Annotated in this window: 20 protein-coding genes; 11 read left to right on the forward strand and 9 right to left on the reverse strand. The window is 70.8% G+C overall.

Annotation, left to right across the window (positions count from 1 at the left end; translation table 11 throughout):
- Position 1: 1 nt before the first annotated feature.
- From OG823_RS12640 to OG823_RS12655, 4 genes are all read left to right on the forward strand, one after another.
- Positions 2 to 376, forward strand: a complete 375-nt coding sequence (locus tag OG823_RS12640) for a nuclear transport factor 2 family protein (protein WP_371479587.1) — start codon at positions 2 to 4, stop codon at positions 374 to 376.
- Between the two features lie 66 nt (positions 377 to 442).
- A complete protein-coding gene (locus OG823_RS12645; protein WP_371479588.1) occupies positions 443 to 919 on the forward strand; it encodes an N-acetyltransferase family protein in 477 nt (158 codons plus the stop codon).
- Positions 920 to 1236: 317 nt separating this feature from the next.
- The gene (locus OG823_RS12650) at positions 1237 to 1650 is read left to right on the forward strand and encodes an anti-sigma regulatory factor (protein ID WP_371479589.1); all 414 of its coding nucleotides are present in this window, start codon (positions 1237 to 1239) and stop codon (positions 1648 to 1650) included.
- Between the two features lie 177 nt (positions 1651 to 1827).
- The gene (locus OG823_RS12655; RefSeq protein WP_371479590.1) at positions 1828 to 2931 is read left to right on the forward strand and encodes an RNA polymerase sigma factor SigF; all 1104 of its coding nucleotides are present in this window, start codon (positions 1828 to 1830) and stop codon (positions 2929 to 2931) included.
- A gap of 68 nt (positions 2932 to 2999) precedes the next feature.
- On the opposite strand, the gene OG823_RS12660 is transcribed toward OG823_RS12655, so the two are convergent.
- Complete coding sequence (locus OG823_RS12660; RefSeq protein WP_371479591.1) at positions 3000 to 3425, reverse strand: hypothetical protein; 426 nt, start codon at positions 3423 to 3425, stop codon at positions 3000 to 3002.
- A 50-nt stretch (positions 3426 to 3475) separates the two neighbouring features.
- Here OG823_RS12660 and OG823_RS12665 point away from each other — a divergent pair, with 50 nt between their 5' ends.
- Entirely contained in the window at positions 3476 to 4447 is a 972-nt protein-coding gene (locus OG823_RS12665) for a diacylglycerol kinase family protein (RefSeq protein ID WP_371479592.1), read from the forward strand.
- Between the two features lie 371 nt (positions 4448 to 4818).
- Entirely contained in the window at positions 4819 to 5070 is a 252-nt protein-coding gene (locus OG823_RS12670) for a WhiB family transcriptional regulator (RefSeq protein WP_014138019.1), read from the forward strand.
- Positions 5071 to 5495: 425 nt separating this feature from the next.
- On the opposite strand, the gene OG823_RS12675 is transcribed toward OG823_RS12670, so the two are convergent.
- The 7 genes from OG823_RS12675 to OG823_RS12705 all read right to left on the reverse strand — a co-directional run bounded on the left by OG823_RS12675 (position 5496) and on the right by OG823_RS12705 (position 15172).
- On the reverse strand, positions 5496 to 7016 hold the full coding sequence (locus OG823_RS12675; RefSeq protein WP_371479593.1) for a sensor histidine kinase: 1521 nt from the start codon (positions 7014 to 7016) through the stop codon (positions 5496 to 5498).
- A 397-nt stretch (positions 7017 to 7413) separates the two neighbouring features.
- Positions 7414 to 8475: an SIS domain-containing protein gene (locus OG823_RS12680; RefSeq protein WP_371479594.1), complete on the reverse strand. Its 1062-nt coding sequence runs from the start codon at positions 8473 to 8475 to the stop codon at positions 7414 to 7416.
- 194 nt (positions 8476 to 8669) lie between these two features.
- Positions 8670 to 9980, reverse strand: a complete 1311-nt coding sequence (locus OG823_RS12685; RefSeq protein ID WP_371479595.1) for an extracellular solute-binding protein — start codon at positions 9978 to 9980, stop codon at positions 8670 to 8672.
- Positions 9981 to 10378: 398 nt separating this feature from the next.
- Complete coding sequence (locus tag OG823_RS12690; protein WP_371479597.1) at positions 10379 to 11932, reverse strand: glycoside hydrolase family 3 protein; 1554 nt, start codon at positions 11930 to 11932, stop codon at positions 10379 to 10381.
- Positions 11933 to 11938: 6 nt separating this feature from the next.
- Complete coding sequence (locus OG823_RS12695; protein WP_371479598.1) at positions 11939 to 12778, reverse strand: carbohydrate ABC transporter permease; 840 nt, start codon at positions 12776 to 12778, stop codon at positions 11939 to 11941.
- Positions 12775 to 13794: a carbohydrate ABC transporter permease gene (locus OG823_RS12700; protein WP_371479599.1), complete on the reverse strand. Its 1020-nt coding sequence runs from the start codon at positions 13792 to 13794 to the stop codon at positions 12775 to 12777. The genes OG823_RS12695 and OG823_RS12700 overlap by 4 nt, the downstream gene beginning before the upstream one ends.
- A 106-nt stretch (positions 13795 to 13900) precedes the next feature.
- A complete protein-coding gene (locus tag OG823_RS12705) occupies positions 13901 to 15172 on the reverse strand; it encodes an extracellular solute-binding protein (RefSeq protein WP_371479600.1) in 1272 nt (423 codons plus the stop codon).
- Between the two features lie 334 nt (positions 15173 to 15506).
- On the opposite strand from OG823_RS12705, the gene OG823_RS12710 reads away from it, so the two are divergent.
- The 4 genes from OG823_RS12710 to OG823_RS12725 all read left to right on the forward strand — a co-directional run bounded on the left by OG823_RS12710 (position 15507) and on the right by OG823_RS12725 (position 19609).
- Positions 15507 to 16295, forward strand: coding sequence for a GntR family transcriptional regulator (locus tag OG823_RS12710; protein ID WP_371479601.1), 789 nt, complete (start codon positions 15507 to 15509; stop codon positions 16293 to 16295).
- 397 nt (positions 16296 to 16692) lie between these two features.
- Positions 16693 to 16968, forward strand: coding sequence for a DUF3311 domain-containing protein (locus OG823_RS12715; protein WP_371479602.1), 276 nt, complete (start codon positions 16693 to 16695; stop codon positions 16966 to 16968).
- A complete protein-coding gene (gene mctP / locus OG823_RS12720) occupies positions 16965 to 18596 on the forward strand; it encodes a monocarboxylate uptake permease MctP (protein WP_371479603.1) in 1632 nt (543 codons plus the stop codon). The genes OG823_RS12715 and mctP overlap by 4 nt, the downstream gene beginning before the upstream one ends.
- 131 nt (positions 18597 to 18727) lie before the next feature.
- Positions 18728 to 19609 carry a histidine phosphatase family protein gene (locus OG823_RS12725; RefSeq protein WP_371479604.1) on the forward strand — a complete coding sequence of 294 codons (882 nt, stop codon included), beginning with the start codon at positions 18728 to 18730 and terminating at the stop codon, positions 19607 to 19609.
- Positions 19610 to 19646: 37 nt separating this feature from the next.
- Here OG823_RS12725 and OG823_RS12730 read toward each other — a convergent pair whose 3' ends face one another.
- Positions 19647 to 20624: a helix-turn-helix domain-containing protein gene (locus OG823_RS12730; RefSeq protein ID WP_371479605.1), complete on the reverse strand. Its 978-nt coding sequence runs from the start codon at positions 20622 to 20624 to the stop codon at positions 19647 to 19649.
- 385 nt (positions 20625 to 21009) lie between these two features.
- Between OG823_RS12730 and OG823_RS12735 the strand changes: the two genes are divergently transcribed.
- Complete coding sequence (locus OG823_RS12735; protein ID WP_371479606.1) at positions 21010 to 21501, forward strand: GNAT family N-acetyltransferase; 492 nt, start codon at positions 21010 to 21012, stop codon at positions 21499 to 21501.
- Positions 21502 to 21509 lie beyond the last annotated feature (8 nt).

Genomic DNA, 21509 nt, shown 5'->3' on the forward strand with positions numbered 1-21509 from the left:
CATGGCCACCATGGCGGCACCGACCGCCTTCGACACCGCAGCGCTCCGCGAGGGCATCGAGCACCGGGACGCCGAGACGCTGCTCGCGCTCTACGCGGACGACGCCGAGCTCCGCATGGTCGATCACCGGACCCAGCCGAGCCACCCGCTGGTCGTGCACGGCCGGTCGGAGATCGGCGCGATGCTGACCGACGTGTACGGCCGCGAGATGACCCACAAGCTGGAGCAGGTTCTGGTCCAGGGCGACCACGTCGCCTTCATGGAGTCCTGCGCCTACCCGGACGGGGTCAAGGTGCTCTGCACCTCGATCGCCGACCTCAAGGACGGCCGGATCGTCGGCCAGACGTCCATCCAGGCCTGGGACGAGCAGGAGTAGCCCGCGCGCCGGCCCCGCCGGATCGGCACATCCCGCCCGGCCGGCGGTTTGAGTACCCTCGACAACATGATCCGTACAGCCGCCACCACCGATGTCCCGGTCATCCACGCCATGATCCGCGAACTCGCGGACTACGAGAAGGCCCTGCACGAGGCGCAGGCCACGCAGGAACAGCTGAGCGAGGCGCTGTTCGGCGCGAACCCGGCGCTGTTCGGTCTGATCGCAGAGGACGACGACAGCGGCGAGCCGGTCGGTTTCGCGCTCTGGTTCCTCAACTTCTCGACCTGGCGCGGTACCCACGGCATCTATCTGGAGGACCTGTACGTCAGTCCGGCCGCCAGGGGCGGCGGGCACGGCAAGGCGCTCCTGCTGGAGCTGGCGCGGATCGCGGTCGAGCGCGGCTACTCGCGGGTCGAGTGGTCGGTGCTGGACTGGAACGAGCCGTCGATCAACTTCTACAGGTCGCTCGGCGCGGTGCCGATGGACGACTGGACGGTGCACCGGCTCACCGACGAGGCGCTGACCCGGGCCGGCACCCGCTGACCCGGCAGAACGCGCCGGGAGCCGCCGAAAGACATGCCGTCCGCCCCCTGACACCCCGCTTCGCGAGGGCTACCATGAGTGACCCCCGTTACCGGAGTCGCTCGTTCCCGTGGCGACGGTCGGGGATCGCGACATCCGTCCGCCGATAGCGGTAACGTCTCGGGCGGATGCGCGGCGTCCGGCGTCCCCTACCGGGGTATGAACCGGTACGTACCGCACCACCCCTCTGGACAGTTGGGGCGAAGCAGTTGAGCCAAGCAACAGACAGTGCCGCGGCCTCGAGGCCGGAAGCACAGCGCGTCACCCAGGAGGTGAGGGTGTCCCAGATCGACGGCGAGCCCGGAGTGAAGGACTTCGTGGAGGTCCGGCTGCCCGCTGCCGGGGCCTACCTCTCGGTGCTGCGAACAGCGACGGCGGGCCTCGCGGCCCGGCTGGACTTCACGCTGGACGAGATCGAGGATCTCCGGATCGCGGTGGACGAGGCCTGCGCCATCCTGCTCCAGCAGGCGGTGCCGGGTTCGGTCCTGTGCTGCGAGTTCCGGCTGGTCGGCGACTCGCTCCGGGTCACGGTCGCGGCGCCGACCACCGACGGCCGGGCCCCCGAGCGGGACACCTTCGCCTGGACGGTGCTCTCGGCGCTGGCCGGCGAGGTGGAGTCCTCGGTCGCCCCGGACAAGACGGTGTCGATCAGCCTGCACAAGAAGCGCGGCGGTTCGCCGGCCCACCCGTAGGGCCAGAGGCCGATCCGTCGAGAAGCCGTACCCATGGAGAACATAGGGCCGTACGCCCGGCACACCCGGGCCGCGCGTACGGCACCCGGTACCGCCCAACGCGGTACGACCCACAGTGATGACTCCGGGGCCACGCCCGTGGCCCCGGTGCTCCCGGAACGGAACGGGGGAATGGCCGTGAGTGATCTGGACCGTGCGGGTGTCGACCGGCGACCGGCCGGCGCCGCCGACGTGCCCGCCATCGCCGCCGCCGGGGCAGCCGCCCTCGCGCCGGCCGTACCGCCCCAGGCGAGCGTTCCCGGCCTCGCCGCCCACGACGACGCGCACCCGAAGGACGCCCACCGGATGAGCCAGCCGACCGAGCCGACGTCTGACCCGTCGCCCACGCAGTCGTCGGCCGAGCCGTCGGCCGAGGACGACGCCACCGCCGCCGACACCGGCCTCACCGCCGCGGACGCCGCGCCGGCCGCCGGCTCGCCGATCCGACCGGCGGTCCCCGCGCAGCCGACCCCGCACCGGTCCGGGGCGCCGGACCGGGAGGCGGCCCGCGCGCTGTTCGTCCGGCTCTCGGCACTGCCCGAAGGTTCACCCGAACGGGTGGAACTGCGCAACCAGCTGGTCCGGATGCACATCCCCCTGGTGGAGCACCTGGCCCGGCGCTTCCGCAACCGCGGCGAGCCGCTGGACGACCTGACCCAGGTCGCCACCATCGGCCTGATCAAGTCCGTGGACCGCTTCGACCACGAGCGAGGGGTGGAGTTCTCCACCTACGCGACGCCGACCATCGTGGGCGAGATCAAGCGGCACTTCCGGGACAAGGGCTGGGCGGTCCGCGTCCCGCGCCGGCTCCAGGAACTGCGGCTCTCGCTCACCACCGCCACCAGCGAGCTCTCCCAGCGGCACGGGCGCTCCCCCACCGTGCACGAGCTGGCCGAGCACCTCGGCATCTCCGAGGAGGACGTGCTGGAGGGCCTGGAGTCCGCCAACGCGTACAGCACGCTCTCCCTGGACGTCCCGGACAGCGACGACGAGTCGCCGGCCGTGGCGGACACCCTGGGGACGACGGACGAGGCGCTGGAGGGCGTCGAGTACCGCGAGTCGCTCAAGCCCCTGCTGGCCCAACTCCCGCCCCGGGAGCAGAAGATCCTGGTGCTGCGGTTCTTCCGGAACATGACGCAGTCGCAGATCGCGACCGAGGTGGGCATCTCCCAGATGCACGTCTCCCGGCTGCTCGCCCGCACCCTCGCGCAGCTGCGCGAGAAGCTGCTCGTCGAGGAGTAGGCCCGAACGGCCGGAGGCCGGCACCCCCTCGCGGGGTGCCGGCCTCCGGCCGTTCGGCGACGGGGCGCTCAGACCTCGCGCGGCGGGTACAGCACGGCGGTCGCGGTGGGGTTCAGCAGCGCGCCGATACCGACCACCCCGAGCAGCCCCACGGCCACGCCCGCGGCCGCCGTGGCGCCGCCGCTCTGCCACATGTAGTAGGCCACCGGCAGGCAGATCGAGTTGGTCAGCACCGCCGGGCTCCGGCCCCACGCGCGGGCCCTCAGCAGCGCCCTGGCGGCCAGCAGCGGCAGCAGGCCGAGCAGCAGGATCACCAGCCCGCCGAACTCGGTCAGGCCCCGGTTCATCGTCTCGCCGGTCAGGGCGGCGACCATGTCGTAGCCGCCCCAGACGACCAGCGCCGCGCCCTGGAGCGCGGTGATCGCCGCACCCACGCGCAGCGTGGTGGGCCGGGAGGCGGTGGCGGGCGGGGGGCTGTCGGTTTCTGCGGTCACTCCAGCAGGGTAGCCGCCGCCCTCCGGCTACCGCCCCGTAGGCTGGGTGCATGCGCGCTCTCCTGGTCGTTAATCCGAAGGCGACCACCACCAGTGCCCGCACCAGGGATGTCCTCACCCACGCGCTGCGCAGCGACCTCAAGCTGGAGGTCGCCCACACCCAGTACCGGGGACACGCCCGCGACCTGGCCCGGCAGGCGGCCGACGACGGCGCGGTGGACCTCGTGGTGGCCCTGGGGGGCGACGGCACGGTGAACGAGGTCGTGAACGGCCTGCTCGCACACGGCCCGGGTGAGCGGGTGCCGCGGCTCGCGGTGGTCCCCGGCGGCAGTACGAACGTCTTCGCCCGCGCGCTCGGCCTGCCCAACGACCCGGTGGAGGCCACCGGCGTCCTGCTGGACGCCCTGGACGGACGCCGGGAGCGCCCGGTCGGCCTGGGCAAGGCGATGACCGAGGGGCTGCCCGACCGGTGGTTCACCTTCACCGCGGGCCTCGGCTTCGACGCCGGTGTGGTGGGCCGCGTCGAGGAGCAGCGCAAGGCAGGGCGCAGGTCGACGCACGCCCTGTACGTGGGCCAGGCCCTGCGGCACTACGTCACCGAACGTGAGCACCGCCGTTCCGGCCCGGTGACCCTGGAGATTCCGGGCCGGGCACCGACTCCGGGCCTGGTGCTGGCGATAGTCAGCAACACCTCGCCGTGGACGTTCCTCGGGAACCGTCCGGTGTATCCCTCGCCGCTCGCCTCCTTCGACACGGACCTCGACGTCTTCGGCATCACCCGGATGACGGCGTTCGGCACGGCTCGAACGGTCCGTCAGATCCTGCGGTCGTACGCGCCTTCGACGGATGAGACGCCGGCTGCCGGGCCGTCCGGAAAGCACGTCGTCTCCTATCACGACGTCCGGCACTTCACCTTGGTTTCGCAGGAACCGGCCCCGTTTCAGGTCGACGGGGACCACCTTGGAGACAGGAGTCGCGTCAGTTTCACAGGCGTTCGGCGGGCACTGCGTGTGATTGTGTGACTGGAAGGGGGTTCTGCCCTTCTTCTCGAACGCACAAGCCCCCTTCACTCCATAGAAGTACGGGCTGTGAGCTAGGCGACACCGAAGAATCAAAAATTCCTGACCGAAGGGGGTTGTATCCGGGCCCGAGGTTTGCGAACCTCTACATGGCGATCGGGACGCATCGCAGCGGCAACAACGTCAGAGCCTGACGGACGCGGCCGCAACGATTCCCCTGAATCACCCGAACCCCACCCCAGCACAGACCACCCGGGCCCGATGGGCCTTTGGTCCCTTTTGCTGTTGCGGGATTCGTGAAAGCGTTCACATTCACAAGCCATCGATTGTGCCGGCCCGGGCCACCGCCCGCCGGCAGGAGGAGTTGGACGACCATGGACTGGCGCCACCGCGCTGTCTGCCGCGAAGAGGACCCGGAGCTTTTCTTCCCGATCGGGAACACCGGTCCTGCTCTGCTGCAGATCGAGGAAGCCAAGGCCGTGTGCCGCCGCTGTCCCGTTATGGAGCAGTGCCTGCAGTGGGCTCTTGAGACCGGCCAGGATGCCGGCGTCTGGGGCGGTATGAGCGAGGACGAGCGTCGCGCGATGAAGCGCCGCGCAGCCCGCAACCGCGCCCGCACCGCCTGATCTCCCGGCAACAACCGACCGTCGGCCACGCCCGTCGGTCCCGGTACCGCCGAGGCGGTACCCGTTTTCGACCGCAGTACCCGATCAACCCATGATCAAGGGCTTCCCTGCCTCTTCTGGCGAAGCCTTCCGTATGGCGGACCGCACTCCGGTGAGGTTCCGCGACGCCGAGCGGCCCAGGTACTTGATACTGCTCACTGAGAGCAATATCGTGGGCCTAGGCCGCTCACCGTGCGCAACGCGTCGTTGAGCGTCGCACCCAGAGCCCCCGTTCCGGCCGACTCCCCCCGACGGCCGGAACGGGTTGAGAGGCCCTGTCGACCCACCCCCCCGGTCGACAGGGCCTCGTTTTCGTCTCCGCGGCCGGGCGCCGTCGAAGCCCCCCCAGGGGCGCCCGCCCAGCAGCGCGCGCCCCCAACTTCCGTTCAGCGCACCGGAATCTCCAGCACCACCTTGGTGCCGCCGTCCGGTGCGGCCACCATGTCGAAGGTGCCGCCCAGCTCACCCGTGGCGAGCGTCCGGACGATCTGCAGACCGAGATTGCCGGCCTGCTGCGGGTCGAAGCCCTCGGGCATCCCCCGTCCGTCGTCCTGCACGGTGATCAGCAGGTACTCGTCCGGCTTGGCGCCGCCGTTCCAGCTCTCCGACCAGCCCATCCCGGTGGACGGAGCCCGCCCGCGCAGCGCGCTGACCTCCAGGTTGCCCGCGTCCTTGCCGCCGAAGGCGTGCTCCAGCGCGTTCTGCAGCAGCTCGGTCAGCACCATCGCCAGCGGGGTCGCGACCTCGGCGGACAGGATGCCGAAGCTGCCGCTGCGGCGGGTCGCCACCCGGCCGTCCTGCGAGAGCTCCATCACCATCGCCAGCACCCGGTCGGCGATCTCGTCGAAGGCGACCTGCTCGTCCAGGGTCTGCGAGAGGGTCTCGTGCACGATCGCGATCGAGCCGACCCGGCGCACCGCCTCGTCCAGGGCCGCCCGTCCGGCGTCCGAGTCCATCCGCCGCGACTGCAGCCGCAGCAGCGCGGCGACCGTCTGCAGGTTGTTCTTCACCCGGTGGTGGATCTCCCGGATGGTGGCGTCCTTCGTCATCAGCTCGCGGTCGCGCCGGCGCAGCTCGGTGACGTCCCGGGCGAGCACCAGCGAGCCGGTGAGCACCCCCTTGGGCTTGAGCGGGATGGCGCGCAGGGTCACCACTCCGCCCTGTGCCTCCACCTCGGTCTGGCGGGGCGCCCAGCCGCTCGCCAGCTTCACCAGCGCCTCGTGCACCGCGCCTCGTGAGGGCGGGGCCAGCTCGGCCGTGCTGCGGCCCAGGTGGCTGCCCACGAGGTCGGTCGTCAGTCCGAGCCGGTGGTAGGCGGAGAGCGCGTTCGGGCTGGCGTAGGTGACGATGCCGTCCGCGTCGAGCCGGATCAGCCCGTCGCCCACCCGGGGCGCGGCGTCCATGTCGGTCTGCTCGACGCCGGGGTACGGGAAGGAGCCGGCCGCGATCATCTGCGCGAGGTCGGAGGCACTCTGCAGATAGGTGAGCTCCAGCCGGCTCGGCGTGCGCACGGTCAACAGGTTGGTGTTGCGGGCGATCACCCCGAGCACCTTGCCCTCGCGCCGGACGGGGATCGACTCGACCCGGACCGGCACCTCCTCGCGCCACTCCGGGTCGCCCTCGCGGACGATCCGCCCCTCGTCGAAGGCGGCGTCCAGCAGCGGACGGCGGCCGCGCGGGACGAGGTGGCCGACCATGTCGTCCTGGTAGGACGTGGGGCCGGTGTTGGGCCTCATCTGGGCCACCGAGACGTACCGGATGCCGTCCCAGGTGGGGATCCAGAGCACCAGGTCGGCGAAGGAGAGGTCGGAGAGCAGCTGCCACTCCGAGACCAGATTGTGGAGCCAGTCCACGTCGGCACCGGTCAGGGTGGTGTGGCGGCGGACGAGTTCATTCAGCGAGGGCACAGGGTGAGCGTAGCCGCAGGGCCGCCGGCGGGCCCTGTCGGCGGGCCCCCGGAGGTTGTCCAGACCAATCCCGGAGATGCCCTGGACAACCCGGATTGGTCTAGTCCACAATGAAGGAGCACCAAGGAGAGGCCCCCGCGCAAACTGCCCTGACCGCGCGCGGCCACTCCTCGGTCGGACACCGCCGAGCGAGGACCCCGCACAGTTCTCGATCACATCCGGCGTCCGACGACAGCTCCGGGCTACGGTGCCGCATGGGTTGAGGGTCCCGTGTCGGCGCCGTGGCCCGTAGTGCTTTCCGGGCCCGGCCGGCGGCCCGGCGGCCCCTCCCCCGTCGACGCGGCGAGACCCCCGTCCACAGGCTGTGGACGGGGGTCTCGCCGTCGGTGCGCCGGCCTCAGTGGGTCTCGGTGACCTTCGCCAGTGCGCGGGGGGCGTCCGGATCCTGGCCGCGGGCGATGGTCACCTCGTACGCCAGCAGCTGGAGCGGGAGGATCTCCAGGATCGTCTGGACCTCCTCGGGTACGCCGGAGGGGAGCGCGAAGCCCGCCGAGGCGGCGTCGACCTGGGCCTGCTGGCCGATCACCACGAGGTCCGCCCCCCGGCCGCGCAGGCGGTCCAGGACGGGCTGCAGGGCCTCTCCGCCCTTGCCGTCCGGAACGATCGCGATGACCGGGGAGACGTTGTCCACCATGGCCAGCGGCCCGTGCAGCAGGTCCGCCCCCGAGAAGGGCGAGGCGGGGATGTAGGTGGTCTCCATGAGCTTCAGGGCCGCCTCGCGGGCGGTCGGGTAGCCGTAGCCGCGCGAGGTGATCACCAGGCGCTGGGCGAAGCGGTAGCGCTCGGCCAGCGCCCTGACCTCGCCCTGGCGGGCCAGGATGCCGGCGGCCAGCCCCGGCAGATCCTCGGCGGCGGCGCCGTCACCGCCGCGCAGGCCCTCGACCAGCAGGTACAGCGCCAGCAACTCCGCCGTGTAGGTCTTGGTGGCGGGCAGTGCCTTCTCCGGGCCGGCCAGCACGTCGATGTGGAACTCGGACACCTCGGCCAGCGGCGAGGCCGCGTTGTTGGTCACCGCGAGCGTGATCGCGCCGGCCTCGCGGGCCGCCCTGGTGGAGGCGACCAGGTCGGGCGAGCCGCCGGACTGGCTGACGGTGATGACCAGCACGTCGGTGAGATCCGGCTCGGCGCCGTAGGCGGTGGTGGTGGACATCGAGGTCAGGCCGGCCGGCTTGCCGAGCAGGATCTCGATCAGGTACTTCGCGTACAGCGCCGCGTTGTCGGACGTGCCGCGCGCGGTGAGCAGGACGAACCGCGGACCGCGGGAGGCGATCTCGGCCGCGATCTCGCGGATCCTCGGGGCGCCCTCGTCGAGGATGCGCTGCAGGACGGCCGGCTGCTCGGCCATCTCCGCCGCCATGATCCTGCCGGGAACGGTCGGGACGGTCTGAGGGTCGGACATCAGGGGTGCCTCCGATGAGATGGATCAACCCCGCACGGGCGGCTGCCCTGCGGGGGCCTCTACGGCGGCGAGTCCGCACACTCGCTGCGATGGTTCCAGCGGCAATCCTACGGGCGCACCCCGGGGCGGGACAGCCGGGAGCACCGCCCGGGGCCGGGCGGTGCTCTCGGTTCGTGGTGGCGGCCCCGAACGGGTCAGGAGGGCTTGTTGATCAGCTGGTCGATCTGGGCGTCGGCCTCCTTGGTGGCCTGGTCCACCGACTTCCCGCCCATGATCGAGTTCAGCATGTCGACCAGCACGTTCTGCTTCTCGATCGCACCCCAGCCCGGCGCCAGCGGGGTGAACCAGGCATCCGGCACCGCGTTGGCGGCGGCCGCGGTGGCGGGCTTGTTCTTCAGCGGGTCCAGCTGGACCAGGTTGTTCGGCAGGATGTCCTTGTCCGCCAGGACCTGCTCGGACTTGGTGCTGGTGAACATCCGGATCCAGTCCGCGGCCAGCGCCTGCACCGGCGACTTCGAGGTCACCGCGAGGTCGGAGCCCCCGATGAAGGAGGGCAGCGGCTTGCCGTTCGGGCCCGGCATCGTCGCCACCTTGACCGAGTCCTTCAGGGTCGGCTCCCCGGTGACCGGCGCGACGGCGCTGCCGGCCTCCCAGCCGTTTCCGTACATCACGGCGGCGTGCTTGCGGGCCAGCACGGTGGCCTGGCCGCTCTCGTTGACCGTCAGATCCCCGTGGTTGTACTTCTTCACCAGATCGGCGAAGTACTGGATGCCCTTCTGGGACTCCGGGGTGCTCAGCGTGCCGTGCCAGTTGCCGGCGCTGTCGAAGCGGGCGATCGATCCGCCGAACGCGGACACGTAGCTCATCGCGGCGTACCAGTACGGGCCGGGCAGGTACAGCGAGGAGAAGGTCTTGTCGGCCTTGTTCTTGTCCTGCACCTTGTCGAGCGCGGATCTGAGCTCGTCCTCGGTCTGCGGGAGGTCCGCGCCGCCGGTCGCCTGCTGGAGCATCGCCGAGTTGTAGATGGCGACCCGCGCACCCGCGTAGTACGGCACGCAGAACAGCTTGTCCTGGTACGTACAGGTGTTGACGAGGCCCCGGATCCAGCTGTCGGCGTTGTCGAAGGTGGTCTTGTCGACGGGCGCGAGCGAGCCGTTGAGGATGTACTTCATGGTCTCGGTGTTGCCGAGCTCGACCACGTCCGGGGCGTTGCCCTGCTCCAGCGCGCCGTCCAGCTTGGCGACCTTCTGGGTCCACTCCTGGTACGCCAGCTTCAGGGTGACCTTGGGGTACTTGGCCGCGAAGTCGTCGTTGACCTGCTGGACCAGCTCCGGCCAGCTGGTCTGGGCGTCGTTCATCAGCCAGACCGTGACCGTGCCGGTCATCTCCTTCGGGTCCGCCGAGGAGCCGGCCCCGTCGTGGGCGGGCTTGGCGCCGGCGCCACATCCCGCGACCGAGGCGGCCAGGGCCGCGATCCCGAACATCGCCATGAGCTGACGCTTCACGTCATCCTCCCGAGGGTGCAAAAACCTGTGCCCACCGGCAGCGTGATCGAGCCGCCCCGGAGAACGGGGCGGGCAGCGCGGAGCTTGGGAGGGGTCAATACCACATCCGGCCATGAGTGGTTCAGACCAGATTCCTGGAGCTTGGCCTAGACCACTCGCGGTGTCAACGCTCAAATGGCCTACCGGGGAGTGCCGTTGCAGACCTGTTGTCAGCCTGTTGCCCGAAGTGGCCGTACGCGATCGAACCATCACCATCGGTTGGCCTTAAGGCTCCCTTAAGGCCCGCTTGAGGGAGCACGGTCACCGGGAGCCGGCCGGGACCATCCGGAACCCGAAAAGGGGCCAGGGGCCGTCGGAGAGATCCTCCGACGGCCCCTGGCCCGATGTCCGACGTTCGCTCAGCCCATCGCCTGCGGCTGCCCGGTGAGCACCTCGACCGCCGCCAGCCCGCACACCCGTGCGGCGCCGTGGGTGGCGATGTGCAGGGCTCCGACGGGCGCCGCCTGGGGCACGCCCATCTCGACCACCAGTGCGTCCGGACGGGCCGCCACCAGCCGGTGCAGCGCCGCCGACATCCAGTCGTAGCGGTGCACGTCACGGACCATCAGGACCAGCCGACGACCCTGCGCCCCGGCGACCACCCGGGCGACCAGCGCGTCCAGCCGCTCGGGAGAGGCCTCGTCCGGACCGAAGTCCTCGGTACGGGTGCCGGGCAGACGGGCCGCCAGGATGCCCGCCACCCCCCAGGGCGTCTCGTCACCGACGGCGATGTTCGCCTGCGGGGAGAACGAGGCCACGTACGGACGGTCCGTCACCGGCGCCACCGCCAGGCCCGGGGCGCGGACCACGCGCAGGGCCCGGCGGGCGGCCTGCAGGCCGATCGCCAGATCGGGCTCCAGCCGCTCGCCCTGGGCCTCGATCCGGGCCCAGCTGCCGAGGTTGCGGACCCGCTGGGCGGCGTCCGCCAGACGCTCCTCGCCGAGCCGGCCGGAGCGCACCGCCGTCACGATGGCGTCGCGCAGCTGGATCACGGTGTCCTCGTCGGCGAGCCCGCCGCCGACGCAGATCGCGTCGGCCCCGGCCTCGATGGCCAGCAGCGTGCCCTCGGCGATGCCGTAGGTGTCCGCGATGGCGCCCATCTCGATCGCGTCGGTGACGATCAGGCCGTCGTAGCCGAGGCCGCCGTCCTCCGGACGGGCCCGCAGCAGGTCGTTGAGCACGGCCTTGCTGAGCGTGGCCGGCAGCTCGGGGTCGAGCACCGGGATCATGATGTGGGCCGTCATCATGGCCTTCGCCCCGGCCGCGATGGCGGCCTTGAACGGGACGAGGTCACGCGAGCGCAGCAGGTCCACGTCGACGTCGATCAGCGGAAGCCCGTGGTGCGAGTCGATGTTGGTGTCGCCGTGCCCCGGGAAGTGCTTGGCACAGGCCGCGACACCGGCCGACTGGAGGCCCTCGACCCAGGCGGCGGTGTGCCGCGCGCAGAGCTCGGGGTCGGCGCCGAAGGAGCGCACGCCGATGACCGGGTTGCCCGGGTTGGAGTTGACGTCGGCGGACGGCGCCCAGTTGTAGTTGATGCCGCAGGCGGCCAGCGCGCGGCCGAGCTCCCGGGCGACGTCGCGGGTCAGCGCCGGGTCGTCGATCGCGCCGAGGGCGAGGTTGCCGGGCCAGGAGGAGCCGGAGCCGACCTCCAGGCGGGTGACGTCGCCGCCCTCCTCGTCGATGGCGACCAGGATGTCCGGGTTCTCCGCGCGCAGGGCGGCGGTGAGCGCGGTCAGCTGGGCGGCGTCCGTGACGTTGCGTCCGAACAGGGCCACCGAACCGAGGCCGGCCGCCATGTGCCGGCGCAGCCACTCGGGCGGGGTGGAGCCGACGAAGCCGGGCTGGAGCACGGCGAGCGCGTCGCGGTGCAGCTGGTCGCTGGCCTGGGCACTGGGGATCAGGATGCTCACCGGACGTCAGCCCTTCACCGCGCCGGCGGTCATGCCGCCGACGGCCTTGCGCTGCAGGAAGAGGAAGAGGACCAGGATCGGCAGGGAGAACAGCGTGGAGGCCGCCATGGTGGCACCCCAGTCGTCGCCGAAGGTGGTCTGGAACGAGGTCAGCCAGAGCGGCAGGGTCTGCGTGGTGCCGGGCCCGGTGGCCTTGTTGAGGACCAGGACGAGCGGGAACTCGTTCCAGGCGGTGATGAAGCCGAAGAGCGAGGTCGACATCAGACCGGGGGCCAGCAGTGGGAAGACCACCTTGATGAAGGCCTGCGGACGGGTGCAGCCGTCCACCATCGCCGACTCCTCCAGCTCCTTGGGCACCGCGGAGATGAAGCCGCGCAGCGTCCAGATCGTGAAGGGGAGCACCATCATCATGTAGAAGATCGTCAGCGGGATCAGGCTGTTGAGCATGCCGTTGTCACGGACGATCAGGTAGACGGCGATCACCATGACCTCCCAGGGCGCCATCTGGGCCAGCATGATCACCAGGATGAACGTCTTGCGGCCCCGGAACTTCATCCGGGCGATCGCGAAGGACGCCAGGGTGGCGATCACCAGCGAGGCGACGACCGAGGAGACGGTGACGATGACGCTGTTGCTCACCATCTCCCAGAACTGCGGGGCGCCGGTGGCGGTGGTGAAGTGCTCCAGCGTGCCGTTCAGCGGGAGGAAGACCGGCGTCTTGCTGATGATGTCCCCGTTCTGCTTGAAGGCCGTGGTGGCCATCCAGTAGACGGGGAAGGCGAAGAAGACGAAGAGGAGGACCGCGACGACGTTGGCCCAGCTGCGTCCAAGGAAAGAGCGGCTCACAGCTCGTCCTCCTGCTTCATGATGATCCGGAAGTAGTACGTCATCGCCACACCAAGCATCACGATGGTGAGCATGGCGATCGCGCCGCCGATTCCGTAGTGCTGGTTGCCCATGCCCTCGACGAAGGCGTAGACGGGGAGCGTCTCGGTGAGCCGCTCGGGCCCGCCGTTGTTGATGGTGAAGACCTGGGTGAAGCACTTGAAGACCCAGATGATCTCCAGGAAGGTCGTCCCCAGGAAGAACGGCTTCAGGCTCGGGAAGATCACCGCGCTGAAGATCTTGAACGATCCGGCGCCGTCCATCCGGGCCGCCTCGTACAGCTCGGTCGGGATGGTGGTCAGGCCCGCGTACGTGTTGAACGCCACGAACGGGATCGAGCCCCAGACGATCAGTAGCACGATCACGAAGAACGTGGAGAGCTGCGAGCTGTACCAGTTGTAGGTGGCCATGCTGTGCCAGCCGAGCTTGTCCAGGCCCCAGTTCACGACGCCGTAGTGGGAGTCGAAGAGCCAGGTGAAGACGGTGGACTGGGCCACGAACGGCATCGCCCAGGCCATGATCAGGCCGACGGAGAGGAAGAGCCGCATCTTCTTGCCGAGCCGGTTGAGCAGCAGGCCGGTCAGCGTGCCGAAGACCATGATCAGGATCACGTTGACCAGCGTGAAGGCCACCGAGCGGCCGGCGGTGTGCCAGAACTCGGAGCTGGAGAGCTGGGCGGTGTAGTTGTCGAAGCCGTTCCACTCGGTCAGGTGCAGGATCAGCTGACGCTTGTTCATGTTCTGGAACGACAGCAGCAGCGTCTTCACCAGCGGCCAGCCGAGCAGAGCCAGAGTGGCCACGATGGCGGGCAGCAGCAGCAGGTACGGCGCGCCCTTACTCAGCAGACTCGGGCCGGCCGGTCTGCGGACCGGGTTCCCGCCGTCCACGACGGGGCCGGCGGTCATATCAGCGGTCACCGTGTCACCCTTCCCCGGTTCCGGGGACCGAGTCTGCACCCGCTCCGAATGCAAAGCCATCGTTCTCTCTTCCTCGCACGCCTGGCCGACAAGTGGCCACAACAGGGCGGCGGCGCCGCTCACCTCTCCCGTCGGAGGGGAGCCGGTGAGCGACGCCGCTCGGGTACTACTGCTTCTGGCCGAGACGCTTGGTGATCTCCGCGTCGTACTTCTTGGCGGCCGTGTCGTAGTCCGTACCCGTGAGGACCGCGGTCATGAAGTCCTTGATCGGGTTCGGGTTGTTCTCGACGTTCGCCCAGGAGGCGATGTTCGGCGTGGTCGCACCGTTGGCGCTGGCCGGGATGGCCGCCTGCGCGAACGGGGTGGTGGCCAGGTTGTTCAGCGAGGCCTTGTTCGGGATCAGGCCGGTGGTGGCCATCTGGCCCTCGTACTTGTCCGAGAGCGCGATCTTGAGCAGGCCCTTGGCCAGGTCCTGGTTCTTGCCCGCGGCCGGGATGGCCAGGTTCGAGCCACCGAGGAAGACGCCGGACGGCTTGTCGGCGGTCACACCCGGGAGCGGGAAGTAGCCCACGTTCTCGGCCGGCATGTCCTTGGCCGCGGGGGCCTCCCAGCCGAGGCCGATCATCGCGCCGACGTCGCCCTTGGGGAAGAGCGTCATCTGCTGCGGGGTGGCCTCGTCCTTGTCCTTCGGCGCGCTGGAGTAGCTCTGCAGCTTCTGGTAGGTCGCGAAGGCGGCCTTGGCCTCCGGGGACTCCAGGTTGCCGACCCAGTTCGAGCCGTCCTGCTTCGCGATCTTGCCGCCGCTGCCGGCGATCAGGCCGAAGTAGGTGTACCACTCCTGGCCGGGCAGGTAGATCGGGTTGGTGACACCCTCGGTGGTCTTCAGCTTGTCGAGGTCGGCGTAGAACTCGTCCAGCGTCTTCGGGGTGCCGGTGATGCCGGCCTTGGTCCAGAGCGCCTTGTTGTAGATCACGACGCGGTTGGAGAAGTACCACGGGGCGGCGTACTGCTTGCCGTCCATCACCGAGGACTCGTTCAGGTTGGCGGCCCAGTCCTTGCCACCGAGGTCGGCCTTGGCCGAGGTCAGGTCGGCGAGGCCGCCGGTCGCGGCGTAGCCCGCGGTCTGGGTGTTGCCGATCTCCAGGAGGTCGACCGAACCCTCGGAGAGGGCGGTGGTGACCTTCTGGCCGATGCCGTCCCACTTCTGGACCTGGATGTTGAGCTTGGCACCCGGGTACTGCGCCTCGAAGTCGGCCTTGACGCCGTCCTGCCACGCCTGCGGCGCCGAACCGTCCATGAACCACGCGGTCACGGTCTTGCCGGTGTAGTCCTTGGCCTTGCCGCTGGCGTCGTCGGCCTTCTTGCCGTCCGAACCACAGGCAGCCAGACCGACGACCATTGCTGCGACGCCGACCGCCGCGATGAGCTGACGCTTCACGCCATCCTCCTGAGGGATGCCAGGGTTTCCCCCCATCGGTGGCAGCGGCAGACCCACGCATACTGGTAGGTAAGGTGCCGCGGACCCATGGGACGGGTTGGAATTCATAGGGTCTGGCCTGCAGTGGTGTAGACCAGATGCCTGGAGCTTGGCCTAGACCAATGGGTGTGTCAACGGTCCTCGGACCATTCCGGAGCACCTGTTATCAAGCCGACACCGCTCATCGTTCATCGCGTGATGAGGTGTTCGTTCCCCGGCCATACATGCAACGATGTGTGCCGTTGAACAAAGTGCGGAGCCGCAGGGGTCCCGCAAGGGGCAGGAGAGACGGCCGATGACCAGCGACGGGGGCACCACAGCCCAGGTGAACGACCCCCAGGCGAAGAGCCTCCCGACGCAGCCCGCCCCGGCGGGCGCCCGGGTGCCGAAGTACTACGGTCTCAAGCGCCACCTGCTCCAGCTGACCGAGACCCAGCCGGCCGGCACCCCGGTACCGCCCGAGCGGGCCCTCGCCGCCCAGTTCGACACCTCCCGCACCACCGTCCGGCAGGCCCTGCAGGAGCTGGTGGTCGAGGGGCGCCTGGAGCGCATCCAGGGCAAGGGGACGTTCGTCGCCAAGCCCAAGGTCGCCCAGGCCCTGCAGCTCACCTCCTACACCGAGGACATGCGCGCCCAGGGCCTGGAGCCCACCTCCCGGCTGATCGAGGTCGGCTACATCACCGCGGACGACCGGCTCGCCCCGCTGCTGGACATCAAGGCCGGCGGCCGGGTGCTGCGGATCGAGCGCCTGCGGCTGGCCAACGGCGACCCGATGGCGATCGAGGTGGCCCACCTCTCCGCCAAGCGCTTCCCGGCACTGCGCCGCAACCTGGTCAAGCACAACTCGCTCTACACCGCGCTGCGCGAGGTGTACGGGGTCACCGTGGCCGAGGCCGAGGAGACCATCGAGACCACCCTGGCCAACCCGCGCGAGGCCGGCCTGCTCGGTTCGGACCTCGGCCTGCCGATGCTCCAGCTCGCCCGGCACTCCTTCGACGCCGACGGCGCGCCGGTGGAGTGGGTGCGCTCGATCTACCGCGGCGACCGCTACAAGTTCATCACCCGCCTCCAGCGGCCGAGGTAGCCCCCGCGCACCGCTCCGGCGCATCCAGGCGCACCACCTGCCCGGCGCACCCCGCGTGCGCCGGGCATCGCCGTACGCTGCCGTACTCCTCCGTACTCCTCCGTACGCTGCCGCGCGCCGCCGTACGCTGCCGTGCTCCCGGGTGCACCGGGGCGCGCCGATCCGTGCTCGGCACGGGCCGCCCCTCCTCCCGGGCGAGCGGAGGGGGACGAACCACATGGGTGAGTTCCGTGAAGCCGGGTGACATCGGTCACGTCGTGCTCTACATTCCGCAGCGGTAATGAGCCGATCACCAGCGGTGCTGCTCGGCGGGTTCGGGGAGCTCCGCGCTCCGGGCTGCGGCGCCGACGAGGTGACACCTCTTCAGCGGGAGCCGTGCGTGTCGTCAGATGTCGAAGTGAAAGAGTCCCTGCCCGAACCGCCACCCGTCCCGGTGCCCGTGGTCACGCCGGAGCGCGTACTGGCCGGGCTCAGTCTGCTGGTCCCGATCGTCGCGCTGCTCTGGGTCTCCTCGTACGCCAAGACCGGGCCGAGACTGGGCGGGATCCCGTTCTTCTACTGGTACCAGATGCTCTGGGTCCCGGCGTCGGCCCTCTTCACGGTGGCCGCCTACCTGCTGATCACCCGCGACGAGAGGGCCCGCAAGGCCGCCCGGGCCGGTGAGCTCGGATGAACCACCACGTCAACGTGCTCGCCCTGACCGTGTTCCTGGTCTTCTTCGCGCTGGTCACGGTGATGGGCTTCCTCGCCTCGCGCTGGCGCCGGGCGGACGACGCCCAGCACCTGCACGAGTGGGGCCTGGGCGGCCGCAGCTTCGGCACCTGGGTCACCTGGTTCCTGCTCGGCGGGGACCTCTACACCGCGTACACCTTCGTCGCCGTACCGGCGGTGATCTACGGCGTGGGCGCGGCCGGCTTCTTCGCGGTGCCGTACACGATCATCGCGTACCCGCTGGTCTTCCTCTTCCTGCCGCGGCTCTGGTCGGTCGCCCGGGTGCACGGGTACGTCACCACCGCCGACTTCGTCCGCGGGCGCTACGGCTCCAAGGTCCTCTCGCTGGCGGTCGCGCTGACCGGGATCCTCGCCACCATGCCGTACATCGCGCTCCAGCTGGTCGGCATCCAGGCGGTGCTGGACGTGCTGGGCGTCGGCGGCGGCGAGAACTCCAACTGGTTCGTCAAGGACCTGCCGCTGTTCCTGGCCTTCGCGGTGCTGGCCGCGTACACCTACTCCTCCGGACTGCGGGCGCCGGCCCTGATCGCCTTCGTCAAGGACACCCTGGTCTACATCGTGATCATCGTCGCGGTGATCTACATCCCGATGCGGCTCGGCGGCTACGGCCACATCTTCGACGCCGCCGCCCAGAAGTTCGAGAAGCCCAATCCGGTCACCGGCAAGCCCACCGGCTTCCTGGTCACGCCGGAGAGCGCGCAGTGGACGTACGCCACACTGGCGCTCGGATCAGCGATGGCGCTGTTCATGTACCCGCACTCGGTGACCGGCGTGCTCGCCTCGAAGTCCCGCCGGACGGTACGGCGCAACATGGCGATCATGCCCGCGTACTCGTTCATGCTGGGCCTGCTGGCACTGCTCGGCTTCATGGCCATCGCGGCCGGGGTCGGCAAGGGCGTCAAGGGCTACAACGCGCAGCTGGCGGTGCCGCAGCTGTTCGCCGACATGTTCCCGGACTGGTTCACCGGGGTCGCCTTCGCGGCGATCGGGATCGGCGCGCTGGTGCCGGCCGCGATCATGTCGATCGCGGCCGCCAACCTGTTCACCCGCAACATCTACAAGGACTTCATCAAGCCGACCGCCACCGCGGCCGAGGAGACCAGGGTCGCCAAGATCGCTTCGCTGCTGGTGAAGGTCGGCGCACTGGCCTTCGTCCTGTTGATGGACAAGCAGTTCGCGATCAACCTGCAGCTGCTCGGCGGCCTGTGGATCCTGCAGACCTTCGTCTCGCTGGTCGGCGGCCTGTTCACCCGCTGGTTCCACCGCTGGGCCCTGCTCGCGGGCTGGGCGGTCGGCATGGTCTACGGCACCTGGACGGCCTACGGGATCAAGGCCGCCACCACGAAGCACTTCGGCGGCAGCGCGGCCGAGATCCCCGGCATCGGGGAGATCGGCTACATCGGCGTGACCGCCTTCGTGCTGAACCTGCTGGTCGCCGTGGTGCTGACGCTGGTGCTGCGGGCCTTCAAGGCCCCCGAGGGCGTCGACGAGACCAGCCCGTCCGACTACCGGGCGGAGGCCGGCGAGGAGCAGGTCGAGAACGCGCCGGTGCCGGTGGCGGCGCACTGATACACCCTGCGCGCGCCCTGTGATCGCGCCGTCCCCTCCGTGAACACTGGAGAGGGCGGCGCGATCATATGTATGAGCGGACCGTCCGGGGTACTCGACGACAACCTCGACCACAACGGGGAGCAGCGGCCATGGCAGAGCTCGGCACCACCCTGAACGGACAGCAGCCCGGCGTGCAGCCCGACGTGCAGCCCGGCGGACGGCAACCCGCCGAGCAGCCCGCGGACCGGCAGCCGGGGGGGCAGCCCGCCGCCGTCTACCAGGTGAAGGGCCGGCGGCCGGTGAACGGCCGGCACCGGCCCGCGCCCGCCTCCCGTCAGCCGTCCGTGCTGATCGCCACCCGGCACGGCGAGTCCACCGCCAACGTGGAGTTCCAGCTGGCCGAGGCTGCCGGCGCGCTGAGCGTGCCGATCAGCTGCCGGGACGCCGACATCCCGCTCTCCATGAACGGCCGCCGGCAGGCGCAGGCGCTCGGCCACTGGTGGGCCGGGCTGCCCGCGGCGGACCGTCCGCGCAGCGTCTGGTGCTCCCCCTACGTCAGGACCGCCGAGACGGCCCGGATCGCGCTCGCCCAGGCGGCCGGCCTCGGGGCCGTCCCGATCTCGCTGGCCGTCCGCTACGACGAGCGGCTGCGCGACCGCGAGCTGGGCATCCTGGAGATGCTGCCTCGGGCCGCGATCGAGGCCCAGCACCCGCAGGAGGCCGACCGGCGGCGCAAGATGGGCGAGCTGTACTACCGGCCGCCGGGCGGCGAGTCCTGGTCGGACGTCGCCCTGCGGGTCCGCAGCTGCCTGCGCGACCTGCGGGAGGAGGAGGACGGGAATCCGGTCCTGCTGGTGGCGCACGACTGCACCGTGCTCATGCTGCGCTACGCGCTGGACCGGCTCACCGAGCAGCAGCTGCTGGAGCTGGAACAGGTCCGCAACTGCTCGACCAGCGTGTGGCGGGCCGCGGACGGCCGGCTGCGCAGAGAGCGCTGGAACGCGATCGAGCACCTGTCCGCGGACGGCTGAGCCGGCCGGCCCCGCCGCGGCCGCGGCTCCGGCGGGGTCAGACCCGCAGCTCCGGCGCCCCGGCCCAGGGGCCGCCGGCGAAGGTCCGGCGGTAGGCCAGCGGGCTCGTGCCCAGCCAGCGGCCGAAGTGGTGCCGCAAGGTCGCGCCGTTGCCGAAGCCGCAGCTGGCGGCGATCGCGTCGACGGGCTCGTCGGTGCCCTCCAGCAGGCGCTGGGCGAGCAGCAGGCGCTGGCCGGTGAGCCAGCGGTGCGGGGTGGTGCCGGTCTCCTGCTGGAAGCGCCGGGCGAAGGTCCTCGGGGACATGTGGGCCAGCGCGGCCAGCCGGTCGACCGTCCACTCCTGGTCCAGCTGGTGGCGCATCCGGTCGAGCAGCCCGCCGAGCGGAGCGCCGTCGTCCTGGGGCAGCGGCCGGGCGACGAACTGCGCCTGGCCGCCCTCCCGGTGCGGGGCGACCACCATCCGGCGGGCGATGCCCCGGGCGACCTCGGCCCCCTGCAGCCGGCGGACCAGGTGCAGGCAGGCGTCGATGCCCGCCGCCGTACCGGCCGAGGTGATCACCGGGTCCTCGTCCACGTAGAGGACGTCGGGTTCGACGACGGTGTGCGGGAAGCGCCGGGCGAGCTCGTCGACGTGCCGCCAGTGGGTGGTGGAGCGGCGGCCGTCGAGCAGCCCGGCCTCCCCGAGCAGGAAGGCGCCGCTGCAGATCGACAGCACCCGCGCGCCGCGCTCGGCCGCCTCCCGTACCGCCCGCACCAGGGGGGCCGGGTAGCGCTCGCGTACGCCGGTCGCGGTGACCACCACCAGGTCGGCGGTGGCGAGGCGCTCGGGGCCGTGCGGCACGTCCATGGTGAAGCCTGCGTGGGTGCCGTGCGGGCCCGTGCGCTCGCCGGCCACCGCGAAGTCGTACACCGGCAGGCCCTGCTCGCTGCGGTCGAGGCCGAAGACCTCGCAGGCCACGCCGAGTTCGAAGGGGTGGACCTCTTCCAGGACGACGGCGACGACGTTCGTGAGCATGCCGTCCAGGATGCCGCGCCCGGCGGGCGCGCGCCAGAGGCCCGGTGGCAGTATTTCGACGGGATCGGGCATTCCTGCCACTCGTGGCGGCCGCGCGGCGCCGCGAGAGTGGAGCCATGGACTCCTCGACGCTCGCAAGCGCACTCGCCCTGGTCGGTGCCGTCGGCGGCTTCGGCCTGCTCGGTCTGCTGGTCGGCCGCGACGTGGACCGCAACAGCGGCCACGGGCGGGACAACTGGCACCGTCCGACCGGCTACCCCGCCGACCCCGACGCGCCCGACCGGCTGCACGGCGACCCCGGCCGCGCCGCCCCCGGCAGCGCCTGCGACCGGTCGGCCGGCACCCTCCCGGCCCCCTCCGCGCCGTCCTCGGGCACACTGGCCCGATGGACATCGTCATCCGCCACGCCCGCGAGGAGGACCTCCCGGGTGCGGGCGAGGTCTGCGTCGAGGCCTTCGTCGGGGACGGCCACACCGCGCCCGACAGCGGCTACGTCGGCCTTCTGCGCGACGCCGCCCGCCGGGCCCGGGAGGCCGAACTCCTCGTCGCGGTCGACGCAGACGGACAGGTCCTCGGCTGTGTGACCCTCGCCGTCGGCGGCACCGACTGGGCCGACATCGCCGCCGAGCACGAGAGCGAGATCCGGATGCTGGCCGCGGGCGGCGCCGCCCGCGGCCGCGGCGTCGGCGAGGCCCTGGTGCGCGCGGCGGTCGCCCGCAGCCGCGAACTCGGGCTCACCGGCATGGCGTTCTCCACCCGGCCCGGGATGCTCGCCGCACACCGCGTCTACCGGCGGGTGGGATTCACCCGGGCCCCCGGGCGCGACTGGTCACCGGCGCCGGGAATCGACCTGATGGTCTACTCGATGACCTTCTGAGGGAGCAT

Source organism: Kitasatospora sp. NBC_00315 (genome assembly GCF_041435095.1).
Lineage (GTDB): Bacteria > Actinomycetota > Actinomycetes > Streptomycetales > Streptomycetaceae > Kitasatospora.